This window comes from Bradyrhizobium sp. Mp27, assembly GCF_029953005.1.
In the GTDB taxonomy this organism is placed as follows: domain Bacteria; phylum Pseudomonadota; class Alphaproteobacteria; order Rhizobiales; family Xanthobacteraceae; genus Bradyrhizobium; species Bradyrhizobium barranii.
Genome location: NZ_JASAUS010000131.1, coordinates 1 through 21,807, shown reverse-complemented (window position 1 = coordinate 21,807; position 21,807 = coordinate 1). Strand labels below are relative to the sequence as shown.

General features: G+C 60.1%; 20 protein-coding genes and 2 pseudogenes. 13 read left to right on the top strand and 9 right to left on the bottom strand.

Annotated features, from left to right (window positions below; all coding sequences use genetic code 11):
- Nucleotides 1-303 precede the first annotated feature (303 nt).
- On the top strand, nucleotides 304-609 hold the full coding sequence (locus QJT78_RS39405) for a GlsB/YeaQ/YmgE family stress response membrane protein (protein WP_281460525.1): 306 nt from the start codon (nucleotides 304-306) through the stop codon (nucleotides 607-609).
- Nucleotides 610-869: 260 nt separating this feature from the next.
- On the opposite strand, the pseudogene QJT78_RS39400 reads toward QJT78_RS39405, so the two are convergent.
- The 3 genes and pseudogenes from QJT78_RS39400 to QJT78_RS39390 all read right to left on the bottom strand — a co-directional run bounded on the left by QJT78_RS39400 (nucleotide 870) and on the right by QJT78_RS39390 (nucleotide 2,393).
- Nucleotides 870-1,638, bottom strand: a pseudogene (locus QJT78_RS39400) (sensor histidine kinase).
- 98 nt (nucleotides 1,639-1,736) lie between these two features.
- Nucleotides 1,737-2,120 (bottom strand): response regulator, encoded by a 384-nt coding sequence (locus QJT78_RS39395; RefSeq protein ID WP_248889593.1) that lies wholly within the window; start codon nucleotides 2,118-2,120, stop codon nucleotides 1,737-1,739.
- A gap of 147 nt (nucleotides 2,121-2,267) precedes the next feature.
- Complete coding sequence (locus QJT78_RS39390) at nucleotides 2,268-2,393, bottom strand: hypothetical protein (RefSeq protein WP_281460524.1); 126 nt, start codon at nucleotides 2,391-2,393, stop codon at nucleotides 2,268-2,270.
- Between the two features lie 581 nt (nucleotides 2,394-2,974).
- Between QJT78_RS39390 and QJT78_RS39385 the strand changes: the two genes are divergently transcribed.
- Complete coding sequence (locus tag QJT78_RS39385; protein WP_248888389.1) at nucleotides 2,975-3,265, top strand: DUF1488 domain-containing protein; 291 nt, start codon at nucleotides 2,975-2,977, stop codon at nucleotides 3,263-3,265.
- Nucleotides 3,266-3,673: 408 nt separating this feature from the next.
- Here QJT78_RS39385 and QJT78_RS39380 read toward each other — a convergent pair whose 3' ends face one another.
- Both QJT78_RS39380 and QJT78_RS39375 read right to left on the bottom strand, forming a co-directional pair.
- Nucleotides 3,674-3,988 (bottom strand): hypothetical protein, encoded by a 315-nt coding sequence (locus tag QJT78_RS39380; protein ID WP_248888390.1) that lies wholly within the window; start codon nucleotides 3,986-3,988, stop codon nucleotides 3,674-3,676.
- Between the two features lie 336 nt (nucleotides 3,989-4,324).
- A complete protein-coding gene (locus tag QJT78_RS39375) occupies nucleotides 4,325-4,804 on the bottom strand; it encodes a phasin family protein (protein WP_281460523.1) in 480 nt (159 codons plus the stop codon).
- 633 nt (nucleotides 4,805-5,437) lie between these two features.
- Here QJT78_RS39375 and QJT78_RS39370 point away from each other — a divergent pair.
- The 10 genes from QJT78_RS39370 to QJT78_RS39325 all read left to right on the top strand — a co-directional run bounded on the left by QJT78_RS39370 (nucleotide 5,438) and on the right by QJT78_RS39325 (nucleotide 18,400).
- The gene (locus tag QJT78_RS39370; protein ID WP_281460522.1) at nucleotides 5,438-6,961 is read left to right on the top strand and encodes a DUF3987 domain-containing protein; all 1,524 of its coding nucleotides are present in this window, start codon (nucleotides 5,438-5,440) and stop codon (nucleotides 6,959-6,961) included.
- Nucleotides 6,962-7,032: 71 nt separating this feature from the next.
- A complete protein-coding gene (locus tag QJT78_RS39365) occupies nucleotides 7,033-7,614 on the top strand; it encodes a hypothetical protein (protein ID WP_281460521.1) in 582 nt (193 codons plus the stop codon).
- 3 nt (nucleotides 7,615-7,617) lie between these two features.
- On the top strand, nucleotides 7,618-9,135 hold the full coding sequence (locus QJT78_RS39360) for a hypothetical protein (protein ID WP_281460520.1): 1,518 nt from the start codon (nucleotides 7,618-7,620) through the stop codon (nucleotides 9,133-9,135).
- Between the two features lie 69 nt (nucleotides 9,136-9,204).
- Nucleotides 9,205-10,065, top strand: coding sequence for a hypothetical protein (locus QJT78_RS39355; protein WP_281460519.1), 861 nt, complete (start codon nucleotides 9,205-9,207; stop codon nucleotides 10,063-10,065).
- Between the two features lie 31 nt (nucleotides 10,066-10,096).
- Nucleotides 10,097-10,663, top strand: coding sequence for a hypothetical protein (locus QJT78_RS39350; RefSeq protein ID WP_281460518.1), 567 nt, complete (start codon nucleotides 10,097-10,099; stop codon nucleotides 10,661-10,663).
- A 17-nt stretch (nucleotides 10,664-10,680) separates the two neighbouring features.
- On the top strand, nucleotides 10,681-12,396 hold the full coding sequence (locus QJT78_RS39345) for a type IV secretion system DNA-binding domain-containing protein (protein WP_281460517.1): 1,716 nt from the start codon (nucleotides 10,681-10,683) through the stop codon (nucleotides 12,394-12,396).
- 620 nt (nucleotides 12,397-13,016) lie between these two features.
- Nucleotides 13,017-15,704: a MobF family relaxase gene (gene mobF / locus QJT78_RS39340; protein WP_281460516.1), complete on the top strand. Its 2,688-nt coding sequence runs from the start codon at nucleotides 13,017-13,019 to the stop codon at nucleotides 15,702-15,704.
- Nucleotides 15,697-15,933, top strand: coding sequence for a hypothetical protein (locus QJT78_RS39335; protein WP_281460515.1), 237 nt, complete (start codon nucleotides 15,697-15,699; stop codon nucleotides 15,931-15,933). The genes mobF and QJT78_RS39335 overlap by 8 nt, the downstream gene beginning before the upstream one ends.
- A 63-nt stretch (nucleotides 15,934-15,996) precedes the next feature.
- Nucleotides 15,997-16,425, top strand: a complete 429-nt coding sequence (locus QJT78_RS39330; RefSeq protein WP_281460514.1) for a hypothetical protein — start codon at nucleotides 15,997-15,999, stop codon at nucleotides 16,423-16,425.
- 115 nt (nucleotides 16,426-16,540) lie between these two features.
- Entirely contained in the window at nucleotides 16,541-18,400 is a 1,860-nt protein-coding gene (locus QJT78_RS39325; RefSeq protein ID WP_281460513.1) for a recombinase family protein, read from the top strand.
- Nucleotides 18,401-18,702: 302 nt separating this feature from the next.
- On the opposite strand, the pseudogene QJT78_RS39320 reads toward QJT78_RS39325, so the two are convergent.
- Nucleotides 18,703-18,924 (bottom strand): annotated as a pseudogene (locus QJT78_RS39320) (IS110 family transposase); the annotation flags it as partial.
- Nucleotides 18,925-19,065: 141 nt separating this feature from the next.
- Here QJT78_RS39320 and QJT78_RS39315 point away from each other — a divergent pair.
- Nucleotides 19,066-19,800 (top strand): autoinducer binding domain-containing protein, encoded by a 735-nt coding sequence (locus tag QJT78_RS39315; protein ID WP_281460512.1) that lies wholly within the window; start codon nucleotides 19,066-19,068, stop codon nucleotides 19,798-19,800.
- Between the two features lie 79 nt (nucleotides 19,801-19,879).
- Here the strand turns inward: QJT78_RS39315 and QJT78_RS39310 are convergent, their stop codons facing one another.
- The 3 genes from QJT78_RS39310 to QJT78_RS39300 form a co-directional block, all read right to left on the bottom strand.
- On the bottom strand, nucleotides 19,880-20,200 hold the full coding sequence (locus tag QJT78_RS39310; protein ID WP_281460511.1) for a transcriptional repressor TraM: 321 nt from the start codon (nucleotides 20,198-20,200) through the stop codon (nucleotides 19,880-19,882).
- Between the two features lie 602 nt (nucleotides 20,201-20,802).
- The gene (locus QJT78_RS39305; protein ID WP_281460510.1) at nucleotides 20,803-21,423 is read right to left on the bottom strand and encodes a TraH family protein; all 621 of its coding nucleotides are present in this window, start codon (nucleotides 21,421-21,423) and stop codon (nucleotides 20,803-20,805) included.
- 14 nt (nucleotides 21,424-21,437) lie between these two features.
- Nucleotides 21,438-21,807 (bottom strand): nitrilase-related carbon-nitrogen hydrolase (locus QJT78_RS39300; RefSeq protein ID WP_281460509.1); only part of this gene is annotated, 370 nt, incomplete at its 5' end.

Sequence of the window (21,807 nt, the reverse complement as noted above, 5' to 3'; positions counted from 1 at the left end):
CGCCCTCCCGACGCAACGACAAAACCGTAAAGCCCCGCGTTCAGCATAACCCGGCAGGAATCCACTTAAATCCAGCGGGGCGCTGTCCAAACAACCGGGGCCAGCTCTCTCTACCTGCGGCCAAAGGGGTGATGGACTGCCTGTTACCCCGACAGGCGAGCTCGACCAATTGCCACGAGGTCGATGGCGTGAGGCCGTACCTAGCGCCAAAGCCGATATTCCAACAAGATGATCAAATTTGCACAGACACCAGGCGGATCAGCTTGCAATACTGCGTCCAAACCAGAATGCCGAGGTGTCACAATGAACATGTCGAGCGAAGGCTTGCTGGTCATACTGTTTGTCGGTCTCGTTGCGGGCTGGTTGGCTGGTCAAATCGTCCAGAGGACCGGTTTTGGAATCATCGGTGACCTCATTGTCGGGATTTTGGGCGCCTTTGTCGGAAGCTGGTTGTTACCTCAGCTAGGCATACATCTCGGTAGCGGGATGATCAGCGCGATCGTCAACGCCACCATCGGAGCGATATTGCTGCTGCTCATCGTGCGGCTGCTTCGAGGTGGCAGCGGATGGGGAGGTAGGTGGGGCGGCAATTGGGGTCGGCGATGGTAACGCATTCCCGCAGAGTGACTCGCGACCGCCCGCTGTGACTTGGCTACCGGCCCCGCGACTGTGGATCCGCTCTGAGTGATGCAGCACGCTGCATAATCGGCAATCCGCCGGCTCCCAGGATCCCGCGTGGGTCCCGCGAATGGGAGACCCCTTCAACGACGGTTTTGCTTTGGTCGTTGCGAGCTCCACGCCTCGAAGGCGCCCAACAAAAAGGGACGAAGAGAAATACTGATCCACTCACGTGACCACATGCGCGCTGGCTATGCCGGCGGGGAGCTCAAAGAAGCTATCGGTGCTTCGAACGTGTACGAGAAACCCGTCGACGCATAGGCTAATTGCACATTGCCCCGGAGCTGCTTGCCAAGCGTCTCGATCAGCCGTGTTCCGAAGCTGCGCTTTGCGGGCGGCTGGACAACCGGACCGTTCTTTTCGGTCCAGGTGAGGTGCAAGCGTTGTGTCGGTTGGTCTACCGTCCAGACGAGGTCGACGCGCCCCTCCGGGACCGACAGGGCGCCAAACTTCGTGGTGTTCGTGCAGAGCTCATTGAGCGACGGCGATGACGGCAGCCGACGTCATCCGGATATCGGGTCCCGTGATCGAGAATTTCGACTCGGCGGGATTGTCGAAGGCTTCGATGGCGCTGCGGACGACCGTGCCAAGATCGGCGCTGGACCATTTTGCCTGCAGAAGGAGATCGTGGGCCCGGCCGAGTGCCAAAAGCCGGCCCTCGATGGCGTGTTGCGCGTGCTCGCCCTCCTGCAGGTTGCGCAGGCTCTGGGAGACGATTGCGGCGACGGTCGCGAGCGTGTTCTTGATGCGGTGGTGCAGTTCTTCGAGGATCAGCTTCTGCAGCTTGTCGGATGCCTCGCGCTCTTTGGCATCTATACCGGCCTTGGCAAGCAGGCTCCTCGTATTGATCTCAGCCTGCGCCAGGAGTAACCGCAGGCTGACATTCTCTGCCGCCAGAAAGTCCTGGTGGACTTCTGCGCCGCCCGGACGCTTGTCTGTGCGGAGATCGACTTCAAGCATTTGCAACTGTATCACCTTGGGCGGGGTACCGCACTTGATTTCGGCCGGGCGTTGGCATTGAAAGGTCTGGCGTCATCCCGCGCCAAGAGCCACGAGATTCAGGCGTGGCCAATCATGCTGCGCATCTGGGCTATGACTTGCCAGGCATGGAGTGGCTTGCCGAAAAATCTGCTGCAGGGGGGAAGATCAATGCTCGATGGGTTCAATTGTCCCGACACCAGGATGATCTTGATCGCCGGCCAACGCTTATGCACGGTATGCGCAAGACTCAGGCCGTCCATGCTGCCGGGCAATTGAATGTCGGTGCATATGAGCGCGATGTCGGACCTGGATTCGAGGATTGCGACGGCTTCGTCGGTATCCAGAGCTTCAACCGGCGTGTAACCGGCGTCTTCCACCATGTCGACCGCGCGCATGCGGAGCATCATCTCGTCCTCTACGACGAGAACGACGGCCGGACTGCGTGAAAGATCGGGTACCATCGGATAGGCATCCACGGGAAAACGGGTGTTGACTGAAACGAGCGATCGATCTGGGACAAGCATCTAGGTGCTCCTACGATCCATGCCCAGGAGCTCTTTTCCTAAATGCCCGAGTTTGGGCGTGAACGGTGGAGCGGGGGAAAGAAACTAGCCCTCAACCGTCATTTTTGCAGGCACGCCGACCCTGCCGCTGAAATGCTCGAGCATTTCAGCGGCGTTCTCCAGGATCGTAGCCTTTTTCATTGCCTCCGCGCGCTCGTCTCCCGGCGGCATCTTGCGGGCTCCATCCAGGGCGTCTGCCGCCCGGATGTTCAGCTTGCAAGCTAACGACGATTGACTCGCTTGACTGGCCGGAATGAGCGGTTGGCTTGAGCTGACGGCGCGGGCCCAACGAGGGGAACTACCACTGAATAAGCATCGCAGCAGCGATCAGCAGCACAAAGAAGATCGGCAACAGTACCGGAGGCACTAACCACTCGCGAACGCTGAATTTGGAGATATCTGACATAGTAACCGCCTCTAGGTCGCGGCGGGAGCACGCTGCTCTCAGTCACCGATAACAGCCGAGGGGCGCGCGGTGATATCCAAGATGTAGTGCCGATCCGCAGAATAACGAGGCCAGGCGCGACTATTTGCTGTGGCGGGATCGAGCGGGGTTGTAATCCGCTTCCAGCATACCCAGTTAGAAGTTGGCGCAACCGGATCGCTCCAACGTCCCTCGCTTCGCGCCAAGTTTTGGCTACCGCATATCTTGTCAGCGTATCGACCGGTTGCACGCGAGTGCGCCGGAGACAGGATCGGACGCCATCGAATATGCCGCGACGCAAATCGCGTGCAGCCGGCACGGAGGTCTCGTGCTCCGACAACTGATCGGCCCCGACAACATGATCGAGTTTCCGAACCATAGCCGTTCATATGACCGCACGCGGCGTGCCGTACGATTTTGGGGACACGACAGCGCTATTGAGGCATCGTTTTTCATAAACGAAGATGCCCTGAAGCGAATTCAACCAGATACCGGTTACGGTGAGTCGGGTTTTCTGCACGCGTTCGATTTCAATCGTGACTTGATATGCGCCGCCGCTGCTAAGGTGTACGTCCGCGGCAGCAGAGGCTCTTACGATCTGGTCGCCGCAAATTTTTGAACCGATCCTGCTTCCGCAAGCTCGGCCTGATCAGCGAAACTGCTCGACGAACGGCGAAAACGTCGGCCCTTCGATCTGGCCACTTGAAAAATCGCGGCACACCAGGATAGCGGCGGAGTCGAATCGAGACTGCACCCAATCATCTCTCTTGGGAGAATGTCATGGACACAAGTTTTGCAGTTACATTCCTGTCGTGTGGAGGAATTTTCCTTCTCGCGTTTGTCGCGATCGGGGCGTTTTGGTTTGCGGAACGGTTGCGAGGGACGAACGCTCCTCGCCTGGGAAAGTCGGGATAGATCACACCAGACGCCGATCGAAGCATTCGATCTATGCCATTTGAGGATGAGTCCCAATGAAAAAGCCGCGGACTACACCGCGGCCATTTTCACAAGGGCATCTCGTCGTCTCTCAGTAGCGGTCCGTCCCGATTCCAACGCTCACGCCGGGAGCGCTGAAGCCGATGCCGCCACGGTCTTCATAGCCGCGCCGCTCGATGTAACGCTCGCGAGGAGCATATCCGTAAGCATCGCGCCCGTCGCGGATGATAACACGGCGTTCACCACGTTCGCGCCAGCAGCGACCGTCTTCATTGCAGACCATGCGAACGTTCTGAATGTTGCTCTCCGGTGCGACTGATGCATTGGCGGAAAGCGGGGCAGCTGAAGCGGCGGTCACAAGAAGCGTACTTGCCGCGGCTGCCAGAGTGATTGCGAGAGCCTTCATAACATTTCTCCAAAAGTGATTGTGTCAGTGAGCCAATCGGCCCGCGCCAGAATGGTTCCAAGAGCCTGGCTGTGAATATTGTCAAACGCAGGATGCAGACCGGGGAGCAGAGGTTGAGGAGCGATCATGGCATCTCGGCGCTTTGCCATCTGTGCCTGCAAGAGAGCGATGGGACTGCCAAAGTGATCCTGGCGCCCGCGGCGGAGAAGTGCGTCTATCGCTTTAGAGGGCTTCCGGAATTAAGCCAAAATCAACCAGGATGTCGCTTATCTCATTGTAGCGTGCGCTCGACCTGCATCGTGAGGCCAAAACACACCGGGGCCTTAGCTTTCGCTTTCATCGCCTAGTAATTACTTCAGACATTTCTCTCGAATACTTGCCGAACATGGCGATCCGCTTGCTCGTGAATTCTGAAATGACGCTGAACAATTCAAAGGGCGATCTGATCGCCAGAAGCCTCTGGGCGAATTCAGAAGCAAATTGCATGTTGGCTTGAGCCATTTCCAGAATCTTTGCTTGATAAGCCTGCACGTTCGCCGTGGCTGAAGAGGACTCGAATCCTTTCTTTGAATCGTCATCCCTCATCATCTGTGTGAAGTCATCTTGTAAGGCAGTCGCCGGATTCTCAACAAGGATAGCTTCCTGTGTTGAGTCGTTGTGAAGCTCAGGAGGCGGCTCAGTTGAGCCTGCCGCGACAGGGCGGAGAGGGTTGTCTTTCGGGCTCCTTACAATAGCCCGCGTGGTCCGTTGGGCCCGCGCGGCCATCTTCGGGCTGCGGGCGTGCTTTGACGCCGTTGCCAGTTTACGTTTGCTCATCTGACACTCCGGGACGATTGGCGACCACAACGGTCCTTCGTCTGAAGAGAACATGCGATCTAGCTTAACGTTCCAAGCGCAGCTTGATGTGAGTTCCCATGCAATTCGCATGAGCGCCGCTGCTCTTTGGGAGCTGAGCGGCGGCTGGCTTTCGGTGGTTCCGTTCACTTGACGGCCGTCCGGCGTGGGCCATCTCTTGTCATCGCCTGCGTGAGTCTCGCCACGCTTATGCAGGGCGCTCAACACGACCTTCGCCTGGACGACCCGAAATGCAGTCAGCAGCGAAGTCGGCGGCGCGACGATCGAGAGTAGCGTCTATAACCGGTAATCTGATATCCGCATCCCAGATGCACAGGTGTAGCACAACTGAACTAGTACCGAAGGCAACCGAGCATAACGTTGCGGCTTGTTATGGTCTGTTTCGCCTATCGGTCTCGTTCTCAGCCAGGGCCTCGTAGAGGGTTTTGGCATTTTGGCATTCTGGCGTGACCAGAAGCAGCAACGTGTGGGCACGGAAGCGGCGAAGATTATTACCAACGCGTGGTTATCTTAGGATTCGCGGACCGCCACCTGCCCGACGGCCATGGTTCTTGTCGACATTCGCGCTTTTGCGCGTGAACAGGAGCCATCGAGATGAATAAGCCCGATACCACCCAAGCCGCCATCACTTCAGAGACAGAACAGCACGCGGGAACGCGCGCCGCGACAGAGGTGGGATGGGTCGACATCGACCCGACTTTTTTGGCGAACAGCCGCTCTCCTGCCCCCGCCTTTCCGCTCGCTGTGCTTCCCGACCGTTTCTGCGACATGGTATCGGGAATCGCGACTGCGCGGCAGGTGAACCTGGATCTAGTGGGGGCCAGCGCGCTCGCGGTCACGGCCGGCGCCGTCGGTAATCGCGTTCGCATCTCCATTACCGAGCGCCGGACCGAGCCTGCCAACCTGTTCATCTGCCTGGTCGTGGAGCCCGGCGACGGAAAGACCGAAGCGATCGATATCGCGCGGGAATCCTTCAACGCGGTTCAGGCCGCCGCGACCGACAAGATTGTGCCTGTGCAGCCAGCCGATCACATGTTGACGCAGGTGGAACAGCACCGGAATCTCGATGCGCGCAAGAAACTCGCGGTCGAGGGGCTCTCGCCGGTTCGTGATGCCGCCGTCACCCCGTCGCGCCGCCGCCAGCTGCTGCTGTCGGAAGCCACGGTGGCCGGGGTGCGCGATGCGCTGGCGGCCACTCCTGACGGCCGCGTGGTGGTGTCGGACGAGCTGCTGACGGTTATGAATCTGAGTGGGGGCAGTGAGGCAATCAAGGCTCGCGGACTGCTCCTGGAGGCATTCGACGGCAAGCCGCACGTCGTCGCAAATGCTCGCGACGGCGAAATCACCATCGAGGCGCTGCAGCTGACGATCCTCGGAGCCACCCAGCCGGAGCGGGTTGCGTTGCTGCTGGGCTCCGCGCACGATGGAATGGCGCCGCGATTCCTTTGGTGCGCTCCAGACGTCGTCCGAACCGACGAGATGGCAGAATCGGATGGTCCGATGGACGACCTGATCGTTGCGTTGAAGCGCCTGGCGGACATCGAGCCTCGTGGATTGCCCGGTGCCTACCCTCAGCTCATCGCCGTGTCGTCGGAGGCGCGCGAGATCTTCCGCGCCGCCACTGCGGGCTGGAACGAGCGACGTGCCGTCTCGTCGACGATCGTGAAGTCTCTCCTGGGGCGCGCGCGAGCGCAGGCACTCCGCCTGGCACTGAATCTCGCGCTCTGCGAACGTGCGCTGGCGGGCGACGAGTTGCCGGGCGCTGCCATCTCCGGCGAGGATGCGCAGCGGGGCGTTGAACTGATGAACCGATACTTCCTGGTGATGGGCGAGCGGGTGGTCACCGAATTCAACCGGCGCGAGATCGAGTCTCCCACCGTTCATTTGGCGCGTTATCTGGCGCGTCTGAGGAAGCCGGTGGTCAACGCTCGCGACGATCTGCGCCGGGGATTGGGATCTCCGGTGCGCGATGCCGAGGACGTTGGCCGGTGCATGGAGGAGCTGCGGCTGCGCGGCGTTGTGAGGCCGCAGGAGCGCGCGACGCAGGCCGGTCGCCCTTCGAAAGATTGGGAGGTCAATCCGAAGCTCTGGAAACTCTTTCCCTCGCCGCACGGCTAGCCGGACAAATCAGATCGCGTTAGGGCGGCCAGACGGCCGCCCTATTACTTTCTCCGGCAGGATGCTTATGTTTGAAGCCGAGCAATGTTCGGGATTTCGGCATTTCGGCAAGCGTTTCCCGCAAGCTTCCGATCGGCGACGGCCTTCGCCGGAACCTGACGAAAGTTACGAAATATTCTCCTTTCGGTGGTCTGAGAGAGGGACTGATGTCGGTCGAGAGATGGGCAAGGAAGGTGGTGGCGGCCGTGTTGATCGAGCCCGGCGAGCGAGCGCCGGTTGATGCCGTGCTCGTCGACTTCCTTGACGAATTCGAGGATCTTGCACGTCGCACCAAGCTGAAAATTCCTGCGTTCGCGAGGGCGTTAACCGCGGCCGGCCTCACGTTGGCGTCCGGCGCCCCCTATGACAGCGCCACCTTGCGCACCCAACTTAGTCGCGCCCGCTCAAAACGTCGGACGCAGCAGGCCAGGCCGGAAGATCGAACACTCCTCGCTTCGACGCCCACTGTCGTCCCGAGCGAGCGGCTGCGCTCCCCAGAAAGGAAGCCCGTTCACGCGCCGCGCCCCGCCCCGGCGGACAATGAGTTCGTCTTGATGAAATTATCTCAATCGCGGCCGAGGCGAATCCGTCCGCTCGATACCGACGAGGCTTGACGCGTGATCGATGAAGCTATCTTGCGCGATTCGTATGAGGGGAGGGTCAGGCTCATAAGGAACCTCGGCTGCCGTGATGTCGTGGACGTTGCATTCAGGCTCCGCCAGCTCGTCAATGAGTGTCTTTCACAGATCATATCCGCTCACCACAATCTCCCGTCGAGGATCTACAACAATTCGAACCAGTATCTCGCCATAAAAGTCCCCTCGCAGAGACTTAAAGATGTTGAACGGGCGCTTGACGAGCTGGTCGCATGGTTTCGGGGTGGCAAAAAGCCAAGATCGCGGGAGTGGATTTCGAGCTATGCCATAGCCGCAATGGTCGGCCATCCTCCATTTGGCAAAACCATTATTGCGGCAACCAAACATCAAACGACACGGATCGTCACCGGCCGCGGCACCAAACGCTACCGTCTCGATAAGCGGCGGCTCTATTTCTGGGATATTCTCGCGACCGATCAGATCATTCGTAAGGCCCAAATCGACCTCTATTCAAACTGGTGGGACGAGGAAGGAGGCCGTCTGTATCTGGAGCTGATCCCGCTCGAAACGGACTGGCCGGACAGCTTCTTGCGACTTGTACAGCGCTACCAGAGACTGGGGCGCATACCCTTGCGAGATTTGAAGCGAGCCCTCGCGCCCCGCGACATGCAGCGCATGGCTGCCGGAACGACGGAAGCAAAGTACGCCGTCCAATTTATGCGATCCAGCTTCGATCAAAAAAGCGGGATGACCATCGAGCGATGGGCCCGCTGCGAACCAGGATTTTATCTCATTAGCGCGATGCTCGACATGGTCTGGCCGTACTCAAAGGGACGGCCGCGGACGAGTACCCTAGGTGAGCGGCGTGCCGATGGCGATCAATCGCAGCGTCAATTGCTGGGCGATCTGGCGCAGAATCTGGTCGACCTCATCCAGGAGAAGCTTAATCGAAACCCAGAATTCGCTTCAGAAAAATATAGTGAGGTCCGCGCGCCAAAGCATTTCTTGGGCGATGCCCAACACTATACGACCCAGGTCAATGACATACTGCAGTTGATTCTGTCGCTTCGCAGAGAGTATGTCGCATACTCTGTGGCTCGACATACGATTGCTGGAATTTGTGAGACGATCTTCGAGCGCGCGGATGATGAGGAAATCATCGCTGCAGCGAATTGCATCATTGGACCTGTGATCGACAAGATCGATAACCGCTTGGCTGCTCGACGTATGTTCCTGGGCTTCGGGGCCGACCATCTTCGTGAGAATGCTTTCAAATGGTGTGGCCTTCTCGCCCCTTCCGCTCGCCACCATTGGCGCGGCGAACGTGAGCTAGCTGGAATGGTCTTCCCGGTCGCAAACCTCGATCAAGATCGTCATCTCGCCCTTTACAGCGATCTCATTCGTTCCCTTGCCCCACATGCGGATACCCTGCTCGCCTGGAATAGGTTGTCGGCTTGGGCTGGTGATCCGGAGGCCGGGCGGAAGTTTTGGGGGGTTATTCTTCCCGAGGTCGATGATAACGAGCGTAACTTAGGATAGGCGTCCCAACAGGGAGGTCTGATCTCCGCTTTTCTTCGCGAGGCGCATGTCGCGCCACGGAGAAAGGCAATGTCCAAAAAGTCCAGTAGCGGACCGCTTCCGGCCGCGATCTACGCGAGCTTCGGCCTCAAATCCGCGGTCGGGAAATCCACGCTTATCCGCTGCGCCGCGGATCTTCTCGATGCGACCGGCGGTCCGTGGCGTGGCGTTTCGGTCGATCGCAGCGACCGTTTGCCGAGCCGCTATCCGGGACGGTTCGCCCAGGTCCAGTTGCCGACCGACCGTGACGGACGCCTCGATAGCTACGCCCGCACGCGTGCCTTCGCGCCCTTGGACGGCGAGATCGAGCGCGTCGCCGAACAGGGCGGCATCCTGCTCCTCGACATCGGCTCGGGCGAGTATCCCGGCGCGGTCCTGGAGCACGCGGCCCGAGCGCGCATCGGCGCGCTGTTCAAGCGTTCGGGGATGTCGTTCACCGCATTCATCGTGACGACGGCGGACGCCGTGATGATGACGGACGTCCCGCGTCTCATCAATGCGGTTCTGGAGGCGCTGCCCGATGCCCGCATCGTGGTCGCCCTCAACGAAAAGAGCGGCACGTTCCGCTTCCCGGAGATCAGCGAGGCCCAGAAGAGCTGGACCCGCGATATCGAACCGCTGCTCGGCAAATACGCGACCATCACCATCCCGGCCATGGCGGCCGGGACTTGGGAGCCCTATGAGGACCAGGGCTTGCGGTTTTCGGAGGTGGCTTTGCTCGATCCGGAGACGAACCTCGCCGACGAGAAGAAGCTGATCATGTGGGCACGCGAGACCCGTGGTCTCGCGATCGCCCGTCACGGAGACGTCGCCGAATGGCTGCATGGCGCTTGGCAGGCACTCGCGAGCATCGTCCAGCCCGGCACTAAGCACGGGGGTGATCATGACTGATCATCTGACCATCACGGAAGCGCTTCTGCGCTTGACGACGGCGGCGCGCAACGGCAACCGCGCTAAGCGTCGGCTCGCCCGCAAGCTCGCAAGCCTGACGCCTGATCAACTCCGCCGCATCAATCCTGAGGTTTTTGCCCGGCTCGGTCCTCAAGGACTGTTGCTGTTCGCGGCGCTGAGCAAGAACATCCGCGACGTGGCCTCGACGCCCGCCCCGGCGAAGGTCAAACAGACGCGGTCTGGCTTGGAGAACGTCAAGCGCTCATGGCACTTCGCGCACCCGCTCTTGAAGTGCCTGGCGGTTACCGCTCTCTGCGGCGTGATCGGGGTGATCACCGAGCACCTGAGCCATCCGCTGCTCGAAACGATCGGCGGCCGCAGGACCGAGGTTGTCGCGCGCTGGCCGGTATGTGCGCGGCTCGACTTCGTCGAGCGTGACCGCGTTTATCGCGCCTCGTCCGGTCAGTTGACGATCGACCGTGTCGTTGCGCTGACCGGCCTCACGCCCGACGTCGTGGTTGCCGCGAATCCGCACCTCGATTTCCGCTTAGCGCTGCCGCCCGGCTCACTCGTCGTCATTCCCAATTCCCACCCGTAACAAGGAAGAACTCTCCCATGACAAGGACTCATCCGCTCGAAAGCAAGCCCGACACGTTTCCCGCCATCGTGCCCGCATGGACCGTTGCAATCGCCGTCGCTATTGGTCTGTGGACCTGTCTGCACTGGCTCATTCCTCCCGTCGGCTGGGATGGAAGCATGGACGCCCCCGTGCGCGTCGATATCGGATTCTTCAGTTCGATGTGGCACGACATCTGGGCAAGTGCTCCCGTCATCGGCTCGATTGGATCGATGGCTGAGTTCCTGCATCATGTCACGGCGCGGCCAGTCGCCTCCTTGATGGCGGTCGGCGCGTTGACGTCAACATCGATTCTGCTGGCCGCCAGCCTGATTGCATGCGCAAAGAGCTACAAGATCATCTACCAGGCGGTTCACAGGGGATTGCCACCAACCCGCAATGTTCAAACGTCGATCGGCGCTGAACCGCGCTATGGTGGTTACGGCATTTCTCATATCGAGGAGACATGGCGCGACAGGCGCATGGCCGCGGGCCGCGGCATATATCTCGCGCCAGGCGTACGCATGCCGCGCGATGTCGAACCCGAACACGTGGCCGTCCTTGGTACGACTGGCGCAGGCAAGAGTACGATCGTCGAGGGGCTGCTGCGGCAGGCGATCCGGCGTGGCGATCGTTGCCTGATCGTTGACGTCAAGGGCGATGCAAGGCGTCGCTTTGACGTTCCGGGCGCGGGAGAGCTGGGGTTAGGAGGTGAAGACGGCTTCATTTGGGCGATCGGTCGAGACATTCGTAATCGTCAAGATGCCATCGAACTCGCCGCGGTTCTGATCCCGGACTCCAAGGACCCGATCTGGAGTGATGGCGCACGGTTGTACTTGGTCGGCCTGATTGTCGCTCTCCAGCGCCAACTCGGGCCAAAGTGGGGATGGCGGGATCTGAAGGACGCGCTGGCTAAGCCATTCGCGGAACAAGAGCGCCTCATTCGCGGCTCCATGCCGGACGTGGTTCACTTGTTGCAGACCAAGGACGGCGACCCCACGGCAACCGTCATGTCAATTCTCGTCACTGTCGTGGCCAATGTCGGGTCGTTCGCATGGTCGTTGGCAGCGCGGGAACAGGCGCGAGGACCGAAGGTGTCGCTGCGCGGTTGGGCTGCGGGCAAGAGCCAGCGCCGGGTGATCTTTCTCCGACTTGAGTTCGATCGCGAGAGCCAATCAGCCGCGTTTCTGAAATTGTGTCTGCGTTGCGTCCAGGCGACGCTTCTTGGCAGCGAAGTCCAGGACAACCATGACGGCGCGATCTGGCTCGGTCTCGACGAACTCCCGCGGTTCTGCGATGACACGACAATCGAGCGCCTCGTGGCTCTTGGCCGCTCTCGCGGCGTCCGGATCGTTGCCGCGCTGCAAGTCCCCGCGCAGCTACGGCGGACACTCAGCGCCGACGCGACCAATTCCTTGCTAGGTAACTTTGGTCTTCAGATCATATCGCGCGTAGCGCCCGGACCTTCCCGTGGAGAGATCGCCCGGGATTGGTTTGGGTCGCGGACGGTCACCTGGAACCCCACTCTGACAGGCGGGGATCCCTCCAAGGACTGGCCGACAAAGGAGATTCCTGTGCTTTCCGAGAGCGAGCTGACCGGCACGCTTGGCAAGTTCTATTCCGCGACTGGAAAACCCTTCATACGCGCGGCCATCACAGGCTTCGAGCATGTGCCGATTCTGCAATGGCCCGTCGGATGGGCGAACAAGCTCTGACAACCAGACTACAACAAAGCCTTAGCAGGCTGATTGAAGCGAGCGAACAGACGCCGGTTTGTTTCGCTCGCGTCAAACTTGATGTAACGTTATGTCGCGATCGCAAAGTCGTTTGACCCCATTGTCTGTGCACAACATCACTGAGAATCAGCGCAGATCTGATTGGCTCGGTGAGAAATCTTGCATTCTCAATGGTGATCCAACAACGCTGGAAGCGAAGGCTGTCGCACGCGCGCCTTCAAATAGCGCCGTAGCGGGCGAACGCCTTGGCGGTGATTGCTGACGGTTGCCGATGAATGCCTGGCTGCTCACTCCAAGCCGAAGCAAGAAGCCAACGATGATCGAGAAAGCGATGAGCCTCCTCACACTCGTAGAAGAGGACTATTGACGCGGCTCTGCGTCACGAGGCGACCAGCTTGGTCACTGTGCAGGAATAGCTGCTGCCGGCAAGCGCCCCGCGAGGAGATTTGCAAGTTTACGAACGTGTATACCGACCTGATTGGCGTCCGGTGGGCGACGGTCTCGACTTTTTTTCTGAGCGGCTCGTTATCTTAGGATAAGCGTCCCGTCAGTCAGCGGGCGGATAGCGAATTGTGCGGACCTGAATCGAGGTCCAATTCGTGGTCGCAACCTGGAGCATCGCTGCCGACGCCAGCTACTACCCTCGGGAAGCCGAGGGGGATCGGCGTGGCTCATACTACGAAGGCGGTCGGGAGCCGCCGGGCGTGTGGTACGCGCCGGCTGGCGACTTGGGCCTGGTCGACGGCGCACAAGTCGATCCCGTGGTGTTTCAGCGACTGTATGCCGGGTTGGCGGTAAATGGGTCGCCGCTTCTCTCGCGCACGCGCGGCCGGGGCGGGGCTCGTGTCCCGGCCTATGACATCACATTTTCCGTCCCGCGCTCACTGGCGCTCATCTGGGCGCTGGCGGCCCCCGATTTGCGCGCACAGCTCGACCAAGCATTTGCTCGCGCGGCGAAAACATCGCTTGATTTGCTCGAACGCGAGGGAACTTACGCCCGCCGCGGTCGCAATGGGATTCGCGTCGAACGTGTGCCCCTCTCTGCGGCCATGTATCGCCACGGCGAAAGCCGCCCCAGCGTTCATGACGATGGCAAATTCTTTGAGGACCCAAACTGGCACCTGCACTGCGTTGCCTTGAACTTGGCAACGCGAGCCGACGGTACCGTGGGTGCGTTGCACTCGGTCGCTCAGCGCGAGCTTAAAATGACTCTCGGCGCTCAAGTGCACGCCGCGTGGGCTTATGAAATTCAAGCGCTTGGATTCGAGATCGATCGCATCGGCCCCAACGGTACGTTCGAGGTCAAGGGTGTTGATCAGGCGCACATCGATTATTTTTCTGGGCGCAGGCAGGAAATCAGGAACGAGCTCAAGAAGCATGGCCTCGCCAGCAAGGATGCGCCCGCGCTAGCGGGAGCGATCGCGAAGGCAACGCGCGGCGCGAAAGATGAAATGGCCTCGCGACGCCGGGAGGAAATCTGGGCGGAAGCCGCGAGGGCAAGGGGCATTGACGTCGAACACTACGTCGAAAATCTGCGACACCCCGATCGCATCCTCGACCACGAGGCCTCGGAACGCCTGCTCGCTGAACGCCTCGCCGAGTTGCCGCGGTCGTTGACTGAAAACCAATCGGTCATCGAACGTAAGGACCTGCTGCGCGCCGTCGCCTCAGCCTTTGTCGGGACCGGTTTGCCGACAACGCGGATCGATGTCGAGATCCAGCGGCTGCTCGACACGCAGGCCTTCGTGGAGATCGGGCGGGACCAACTCGACCGGCCGCGTTACTCGACGCCGGAAATGCTGCTGTTGGAGCGTGAGGTGGTGGCATGCGCGGCTCGCCTGGCCGCGCGTGGTAACTTTGCGCTGGACGCGGACAGCGTTCGTGTTCGGTGCAAGCAGGCCGGCCTCAGTGACGAGCAAATTGAGGCGGCACTCGCGATGACCGGGGCTTCCGCGATCTGCGTGGTCGCTGGCGCGCCAGGCTCGGGTAAGACAACGACTATCGGCCCCGTCGTTTCTCTGTACAAGGAATCCGGTCGGCGACGCGTATTGGGTACCGCGACGGCGTGGAAGACGGCCACAGCCCTTCAGAGCGATTTTTCGATTCCTGGGCGGGCGCTCGCCTCGTGGCTCGAAAAAGCGCGTCATGATGGCGACTTTTTGCGGCCCGGCGACGTGCTCGTCCTTGACGAGGCAGGACTCGTCAATTCGCGCGATATGGCGTTGCTGCTTGCGACCGTCGAACGAGCGGGCGGGAAGCTCATCTGCGTAGGCGATCCGAAGCAACTCCAAGCCATCGGTAGCCCCGGGCTCAGCCTGGTTCAACGCGCGATCGAGACCGCGCGCGTGGAGACGATTGTGCGTCAGCACGATCAGTGGCAGCGCGACGCCATTCATGCCTTCGGCAACGGCCGCGCCGAAGACGCGCTTACGGAATACGCTCTGCGCGGCCATCTTATTGAGGCCGACGGCTACTCGGCGGCGATCGAAGCGATGGTCGAGCGCTGGCGCGAAAAGCGCGCGGCGAGCCCGACCAGCGAGCCGTTGCTCTTGGCCCGTACGAACGCCGACGTCAACGCGATCTCCCTGGCAGTCCGCGACATTTTGCGTTCGGAAGGCCGGATCGTGGGTCCGGATGTTGTCTTCGCTTCGGTGACGCCCTCGGGGCAAACAACCAAGCTCGCCTTGGCAAAGGGCGATCGCATTTGCTTCCGAACGCGAAATGACGCCCTCGGCGTCATCAATGGGACAATTGGTACCGTCCTCAGCGTCCAGCAGACCCTGACAGCTACCTCGGACGAGAAGCAGGCCATCCGGATCGAAGCCGTGGTTTCGGGGCGTCGCATCACGTTCAGCCCTGACGATATTGCTGATCACAAGGGACGGGCGCGCCTTGGCTGGGCATATGCATCGACCATTTATCAAGCCCAGGGAGTGACGGTTGATGACGCGATCGCACTCGTCGATCCCGCATTCGATCGCCACCAGATCTATGTCGCGGCCAGTCGCGCCCGCAAGTCGACCAATTTCGTTATCGACGTCACGACGATCGATAAGAGCATCGCGGCCGAGCTTCCGCTGGACCAGCAGAGCAAAGTCACCGCACCGGCTTCCGACGAACGACTCGCCTGGCTCGCGAAGCGACTTTCCCTGGCCCATGTTCGAGAGACCACCCTTGACGCGATCGAGCTCGATGTAGCGGTCCGGGAGGCCGGCTTTACGTCTCCAGCACAAGAACCTGAGACCCAGCTAAAGCGGAGCAAGTCGAGGGAGGCGTCCCTTGACTGAGCGCCTTTCTCACCAACGCACCGATCCCTCGGCCTATGCCGGCTCCGCTCCAGCACAACCGAGTGATGCGAGTTGCCTTGAACCGACAGCAATTCCCACAGACCCGTGCGCAGTCGTCGACACCTGGCCTGACATCATTCCGGTGACGCACGCCGAAATCGACGTGCTGGAGACGTTCCTCGGGGTGTTACTCGATGAAATTCTCGGAGGCACCACTAGCGACCGTTAGCTAACTGCAGACCGTTTAACGACCCTCACAGCAAAGCACTCACAACTCCAAAAGGGGAAGAAAATGATGACCATTGCGAACGCTGAAAACGCTCAGAACATACTCGCCTCCAGCGAGGTACTGCTGAAGCGCTTCGTGGGTGACGCGATTGAAACGGTCGCGCCGCTTGCGGCCACCTGCGCCCATCGTAGCCTGCTTGCCGCGATCGCCGTGCTGAAACGCGCGCTCGATTATAAGGCATATGTGGAAATCCATCTTGGTGACTTCCAGCAATTCGGAAGGATCAGTAGCGCGTTCAAGGACGGTCGCGTCACGTTCGAGGTTCGCCCTCTCCACTCGGCGTCAGAATTCGAATTGAGTACGAAGCGCCCCTACGAGTGCGATGCGCACGATGCCACTTCTCGCGCAATTTTTGGATTTGTCGGGACGTACGGCGCGATCTGCATCCGCCGCCACGCCCGCCTCGATTGCCTCGTTGTCCAATTCTGCTGAGAGCGGGATCAAAAAACCACAAAAAATAGCAGTTTGACGGCGATTCGCGGAACCGGCATAGTTGAGCGTGCCAGGATGTTGTCCGTCTTGAGCTAATAAAAATAGAGTCCGAATCATGAGCGTCGAGTTAGATCAATCCGATCGTGCAAAAAACGAAAGTCCCGACGCCACGAACCTGCGCGCTTGCGCCTATCTTCGGGTATCCACGGGGAGACAAGCAGAATCGGACCTGTCCATCCCGGACCAGCGGAAAAGTTTTCTAAATTACTGCAAGGCACACAGCTGGAAATCGGCCTCCGAATATGTCGACGCGGGCGCCTCGGGAATGGAGGAAGACCGCACCGAGTTTCAGCGCATGATCGAACGTGCTTGCGACGACGATCATCCCTTCGACGTCATCGTCGTGCACAGTTTTAGTCGATTTTTCCGCGATGCTTTCGGCCTCGAAATGTATGTTCGCCGGCTTGCCAAGCACGGCGTGCGGCTCGTCTCGATCACGCAAGAGCTGGGAGATGATCCGGCGCAAGTGATGATGCGACAGATCATCGCCTTGTTCGACGAGTATCAGTCACGGGAGAATTCAAAACACGTTCTACGTGCAATGAAAGAGAATGCACGCCAGGGGTTTTATAACGGCTCTCCCATTCCCCTTGGCTATGCGGTGGAGGAAGTCGAGAAGCGAGGTGCGCGCATCAAGAAGCGACTGTGCGTTGACGCTGTCGAGGCCGAAGCGGTCAAGACGATTTTCAAGCTCTATCGGCTCGGCGACGGCAAATCCGGGCCGATGGGCGTCAAGTCAACGGCCACCTGGCTGAACAAACATGGATACCGCACCCGCACGGGCGGTTTGTTCGGCGTAGCCGCCGTGCATAAGATCCTGACCAATACGGTCTATATCGGCGAATGGGTCTTCAATAAGCGTTGCGCCAAGACCGGGCGCGAGAAGCCCGGCAACGAACATATCGTTGTCGACGTCCCCCCTATCATCCCCAGGAATGAATTCGATGCGGTTGCAGCTTCGCTAAAGAGCAGAGATCCGCGCGTCGCGGCCCCTCGCACCATAACCGGTCCAATTCTCCTGACCGGCTTGACGGTCTGCGCATCCTGTGGCGGGGCAATGACCTTGCGGACGGGAACATCAAAATCCGGGACCGTGCACAAATATTACACCTGCTCAACCTGCGTCCGCCAAGGCAAGATGGCCAGCAAGGGGCGTTCGATCCCGATGAAGAAGCTGGACGATCTGGTGACAACCCACTTGGTGGAGCGCCTTTTTCATCCCGAGCGGTTGACGGCAATACTGGCCTCGGTTTCGGCCAGGAGAGCCGAAAAGGCGATCGAGATCGATCGGCGCGTCTCCACCCTTCAGACGGAGGTCACCGAGGCGGACGAGAGGCTAAAGCGCCTCTACAAAATGGTCGAGGAAGGCATCACGGATCTCGATGATGTCCTCAAGCAGCGGATCGCGAGCCTCAAGCTCGACCGTGATCGGGCTAAAACCGCACTCGAACGGATCAAGTCCCAGACGGCCGGCGCCACCGATTTTGGTTCAGAAGCCATCGAGCGTTTCGGACGAGCCATGCGCGAGAATATCACCTCCGGCGACATCCCCTTCCGTAAGGCCTATATCCGGAGTGTTGTTGACCAGATTGAGGTCGACGACCACGTCATCCGCATTGTCGGAGATAAAGCGACGCTGGAACAGGCGGTTGCAGGCCGCGTCGTGGCATCCGGCGGTGTTCGCAGATGTGTACCGAAGTGGCGCTCCCTAGGGGAATCGAACCCCTGTTTCAGCCTTGAGAGCCCTCAAAACCGCAACGCACGCCTCAAGTGGACGGACGAAGGAAACGAATCCTCGGCTTGGAAAGCTGTCAGCCGCAGCTTGGGCTCTGCTGCCTCCCCGCGACGCCGTCGCGGTTTTTCGGCGCGAAGGATATCGGCCAGGCCGAGGGAGATCTTCATTGGTAGTTCGTAACCCGCGGCGCATTGAATCGGCGCGCTGTCTTCAAAACAGAAAAGTCGATCAAGGATTTGGAGGCAGGAAAATCTGCAAGGATTCGCTGGGTGACGGACGCACGAGGGGTGTATGCTGGGTGCTACACAGGGTTTCACCGGGTCTACGCAAATAGCCCCATTTTGCTGGGGTTTCCCGACGTCTTCGATTGAATGGCGGAGAGGAGGGATTCGAACCCCGATAGCCCCGCGCACCTCCCAAAAACACCAACGCATACGGCTAACCATCACACCGACATCGCTCCGCTTGGGCAGGATGGGGTCCTCCCTGGAGATACAAATTGCTTCGACCATCTCCTGACGTGCAGGATCATCGAACTTCCTGAAACCAGCGCAGATAAGGCATCGTCCAGCCCTTCTTGCGGGGATTAGTACGTCCACTCTTGAGCATGAAGGCGCTCACCTGTTGGCGGTGGAACCGCAGGGTCTCAATGCCGCCACGCGGGCGCGGATGAGATCTCGCATCGCTTCGTGGACCTTCATTGGGAACCCGAGGCGGGCGCAGGGAAGACCAGCCGGGAAGTCGGGAAGAGCTTGAATTCCGTCGAACCGACCCAAAAAGCTGATCAATCAAAATAATGACAGAATCGCGATGCTCCTCCGACGAGCAAGGCTCGATCGCTTTGCTTGGACGTTGAAGACGAGGAGGAATTTAATTTGGATGGGCAGTTACAGGGGTTGATCGACGCTGTCGATCTGGCACGCGATGAGCGCTCCATTCGCAACGCGATCAAGAAGTTTACTGTCTCATCCGGCTTTGAGCGCTATGCCTACATTCATGTTCACGGCGATGACGCGGTTGTTTTCAGCGATTATCCTGCGGAGTGGCTGAGCCTCTATTTTGCAAAGCATTACACCATCATCGACCCTGTCGTAACGACCGCCAAGCGCAGCATGCGGATGTTCGCCTGGTCAGCGGAGGAACGCGAGGTGCGCAGGAGCTCGCGCGAGATCAAGCAATTCTGTTCCGAAGCAACTGACTTCGGCATCCGCTCCGGCGTTTCCGTTCCGATCAGGACAAGCTATGGCCGGACCGCGATGATCACGCTCGCATCAGATCGGCAGCGGGTCGAGGTCCCGCCATGGGATCCGACGCAGGCGGCATTGGCGCTCGCCTATATTCACGTTCGCCTCAGCCTGGCATCTGGGTCGTCCTTCAAGACAGGGAACGTGACGTTGTCGACGCAGGAAGCGACCTCGCTCAGCTGGTCGTCACACGGCAAGTCAATGAATGTGATCGCGGACTTGCTTGGGATCAGGCCACGAACGGTCCAATGCTATCTGGACAATGCGCGCGACAAACTCGGCGCCAGCAATCTCCAGCAAGCCGTCCGTATCGCCATGGAGAAAAAGTTGATCTAGGCCACGGTGATACGTTACCGGACGACCCTGCTCTTCGATCAACGGCGACGCCGGGCCTAGAGCTCGGTTGCCATGACGATTATCCGGCGGGAATTTTGGGAACGTAGCCAAGGCGATCGATCAGGCTGTTGAGGACAAGCTGGCGGGCCCGATGCTCAGTCTCCGCATGTTCATGGGTTCGTTGGAGCTCTGCCCGACGGTCGGGACAAGAGGCAATGCCAGCCTCTGCGGCTAGCCGCTGCAATCGGGCCGTCTCGGCGAGCGCGACGCTCGCACGGTATTCGCGAATGGCGTCGATGGTTAGGCGCTCAAGCTCAGGTTGTCCCATTCCCCCGAAGATGTGCTCAAGCTCGCAGTTGAGCCCGGGGTCGGGTGATCCATCATCATTGTTCGATGCCACAATTCTCACGCAGACTAGGTCCGCGGTGCGCCCCCGCCGACGATAATCCCCTTGATCCCAAGCCGGGGGTTAGAAAACCGCGATTAGACGGTCCCTGTGACCTTTAGCACCGAGGCGCCTGGACATACGTCGCAGGCCCCCGGCCAATAGGTCAGAGGATCCCGGTGCCGTCACGGCCGGCACCAACCGCTAATCGAGGGGTTTCTAAGCCCCGAGGCAGCGCGTACTGCCCTAGTTCCTTATAGATTGAAGAGAGATTCGACGCCAGCCGTGGAGAATGGGGCGGCTTCACCCAAGTTGGTAGGGTCTGAGCGGCCAAGAGCTTGCGATATGAAGGGTGCGCTAATGATTGGTGGCGTCCGGCACCTACTGCTCGAGGAAAGAGAATGACCGCCTGGAGGCGACCGTGCGTCGCCGAGCCTCCCCGCGCACGACCGAGTATGCGATAGCCCGTCAGAGCGGCGACCTCACGCTCCGCAGAATCAGCCGGATCGCGGGCCCTTGCACATCAACATCAAGGAGCTTACGGCCGACAGCGTAGCGCTGCCGCCTATCCAATAGACCCTGGCTTTCCAGCTGGGGCCCAGGTAGTCCGCAAAGGGCTATTTCGGCTTGCCGACGCCAATGCCGGTCAGATCGATCCTGATGCCAGCCTTGTTCGGATTGTCCGGCTCCTTTTCCTGCGGGGTCCCATTGCCCGGACTGCTCGCAGGCCTCGCTGCGTCACCATCCGCGGGTTTGTCGCCAGCGTCCGACGCCCCCTTGCGGGCTGGCAGGCTGCCGGGATCGGGCTCGTCGAACACACATTTTTCTTCGAAATAGCCGGTCTTCCAGGCGTCGATCGCATCGCCGAATGCCTCGTCGACCGGCGCGCCATACCATTTCGTGACGATGCGATAAACCTTGCCGAACAGCGCGGTGCCCATCCTGATATTGGCGCAGGCCTCGACGAGATCGGGCTTGAGCTCGGCGACGTCGGTGACGCCGAGCCCGGCCGGATATTGGGTCACCCCAACGCGGACCATGGCCTGGCCGACGTAACGGCGGACCAGCTCCATGGCGTCATCCGCGGTCTTGGGCGGCGTCACGAGAACGACGCGGTTTCCGGTCTGGACAGTGACGGCAAGCGGATCGGGTGCCCCGACCGCACGGATGAATTTCTCGACGATCGCGGGCTTCAGAGCAGGATCGGCGCATTGGTGAATGGTGGCAGCATCGATCATGATGATATCCCCCTTCAAGTGTTGAACGAGAGCACGACCGGCAGTCCGAACAGGCGCGCCCAGGCTTCGGTACTGGCTCTTTGAATCGCGAGGACGTTGGTACCGGCGGTCCACCAGTCGTTGCCAACAGCGACAAGCACGTCGGGCGACTGGAGCATCGACTGCAGCACGGGCCAGACGAGCAGTTGCTCGTAACAGATCAAGGGCGCCACGCGGTGGCGAGCGGACTCCGCGACGGGGTTGGCAAAGAAGGTGGCCCTGGCGCCTCCGCCCTGCCCCGTCCATGCGAGCCAGGGTTGCCACATCGAGACCGGGACCGGCATGCGCTCGCCATAGAGCCGGCGCGCGCGACCGGCGCTGACCTCCATCATGGCGTTGTCATAG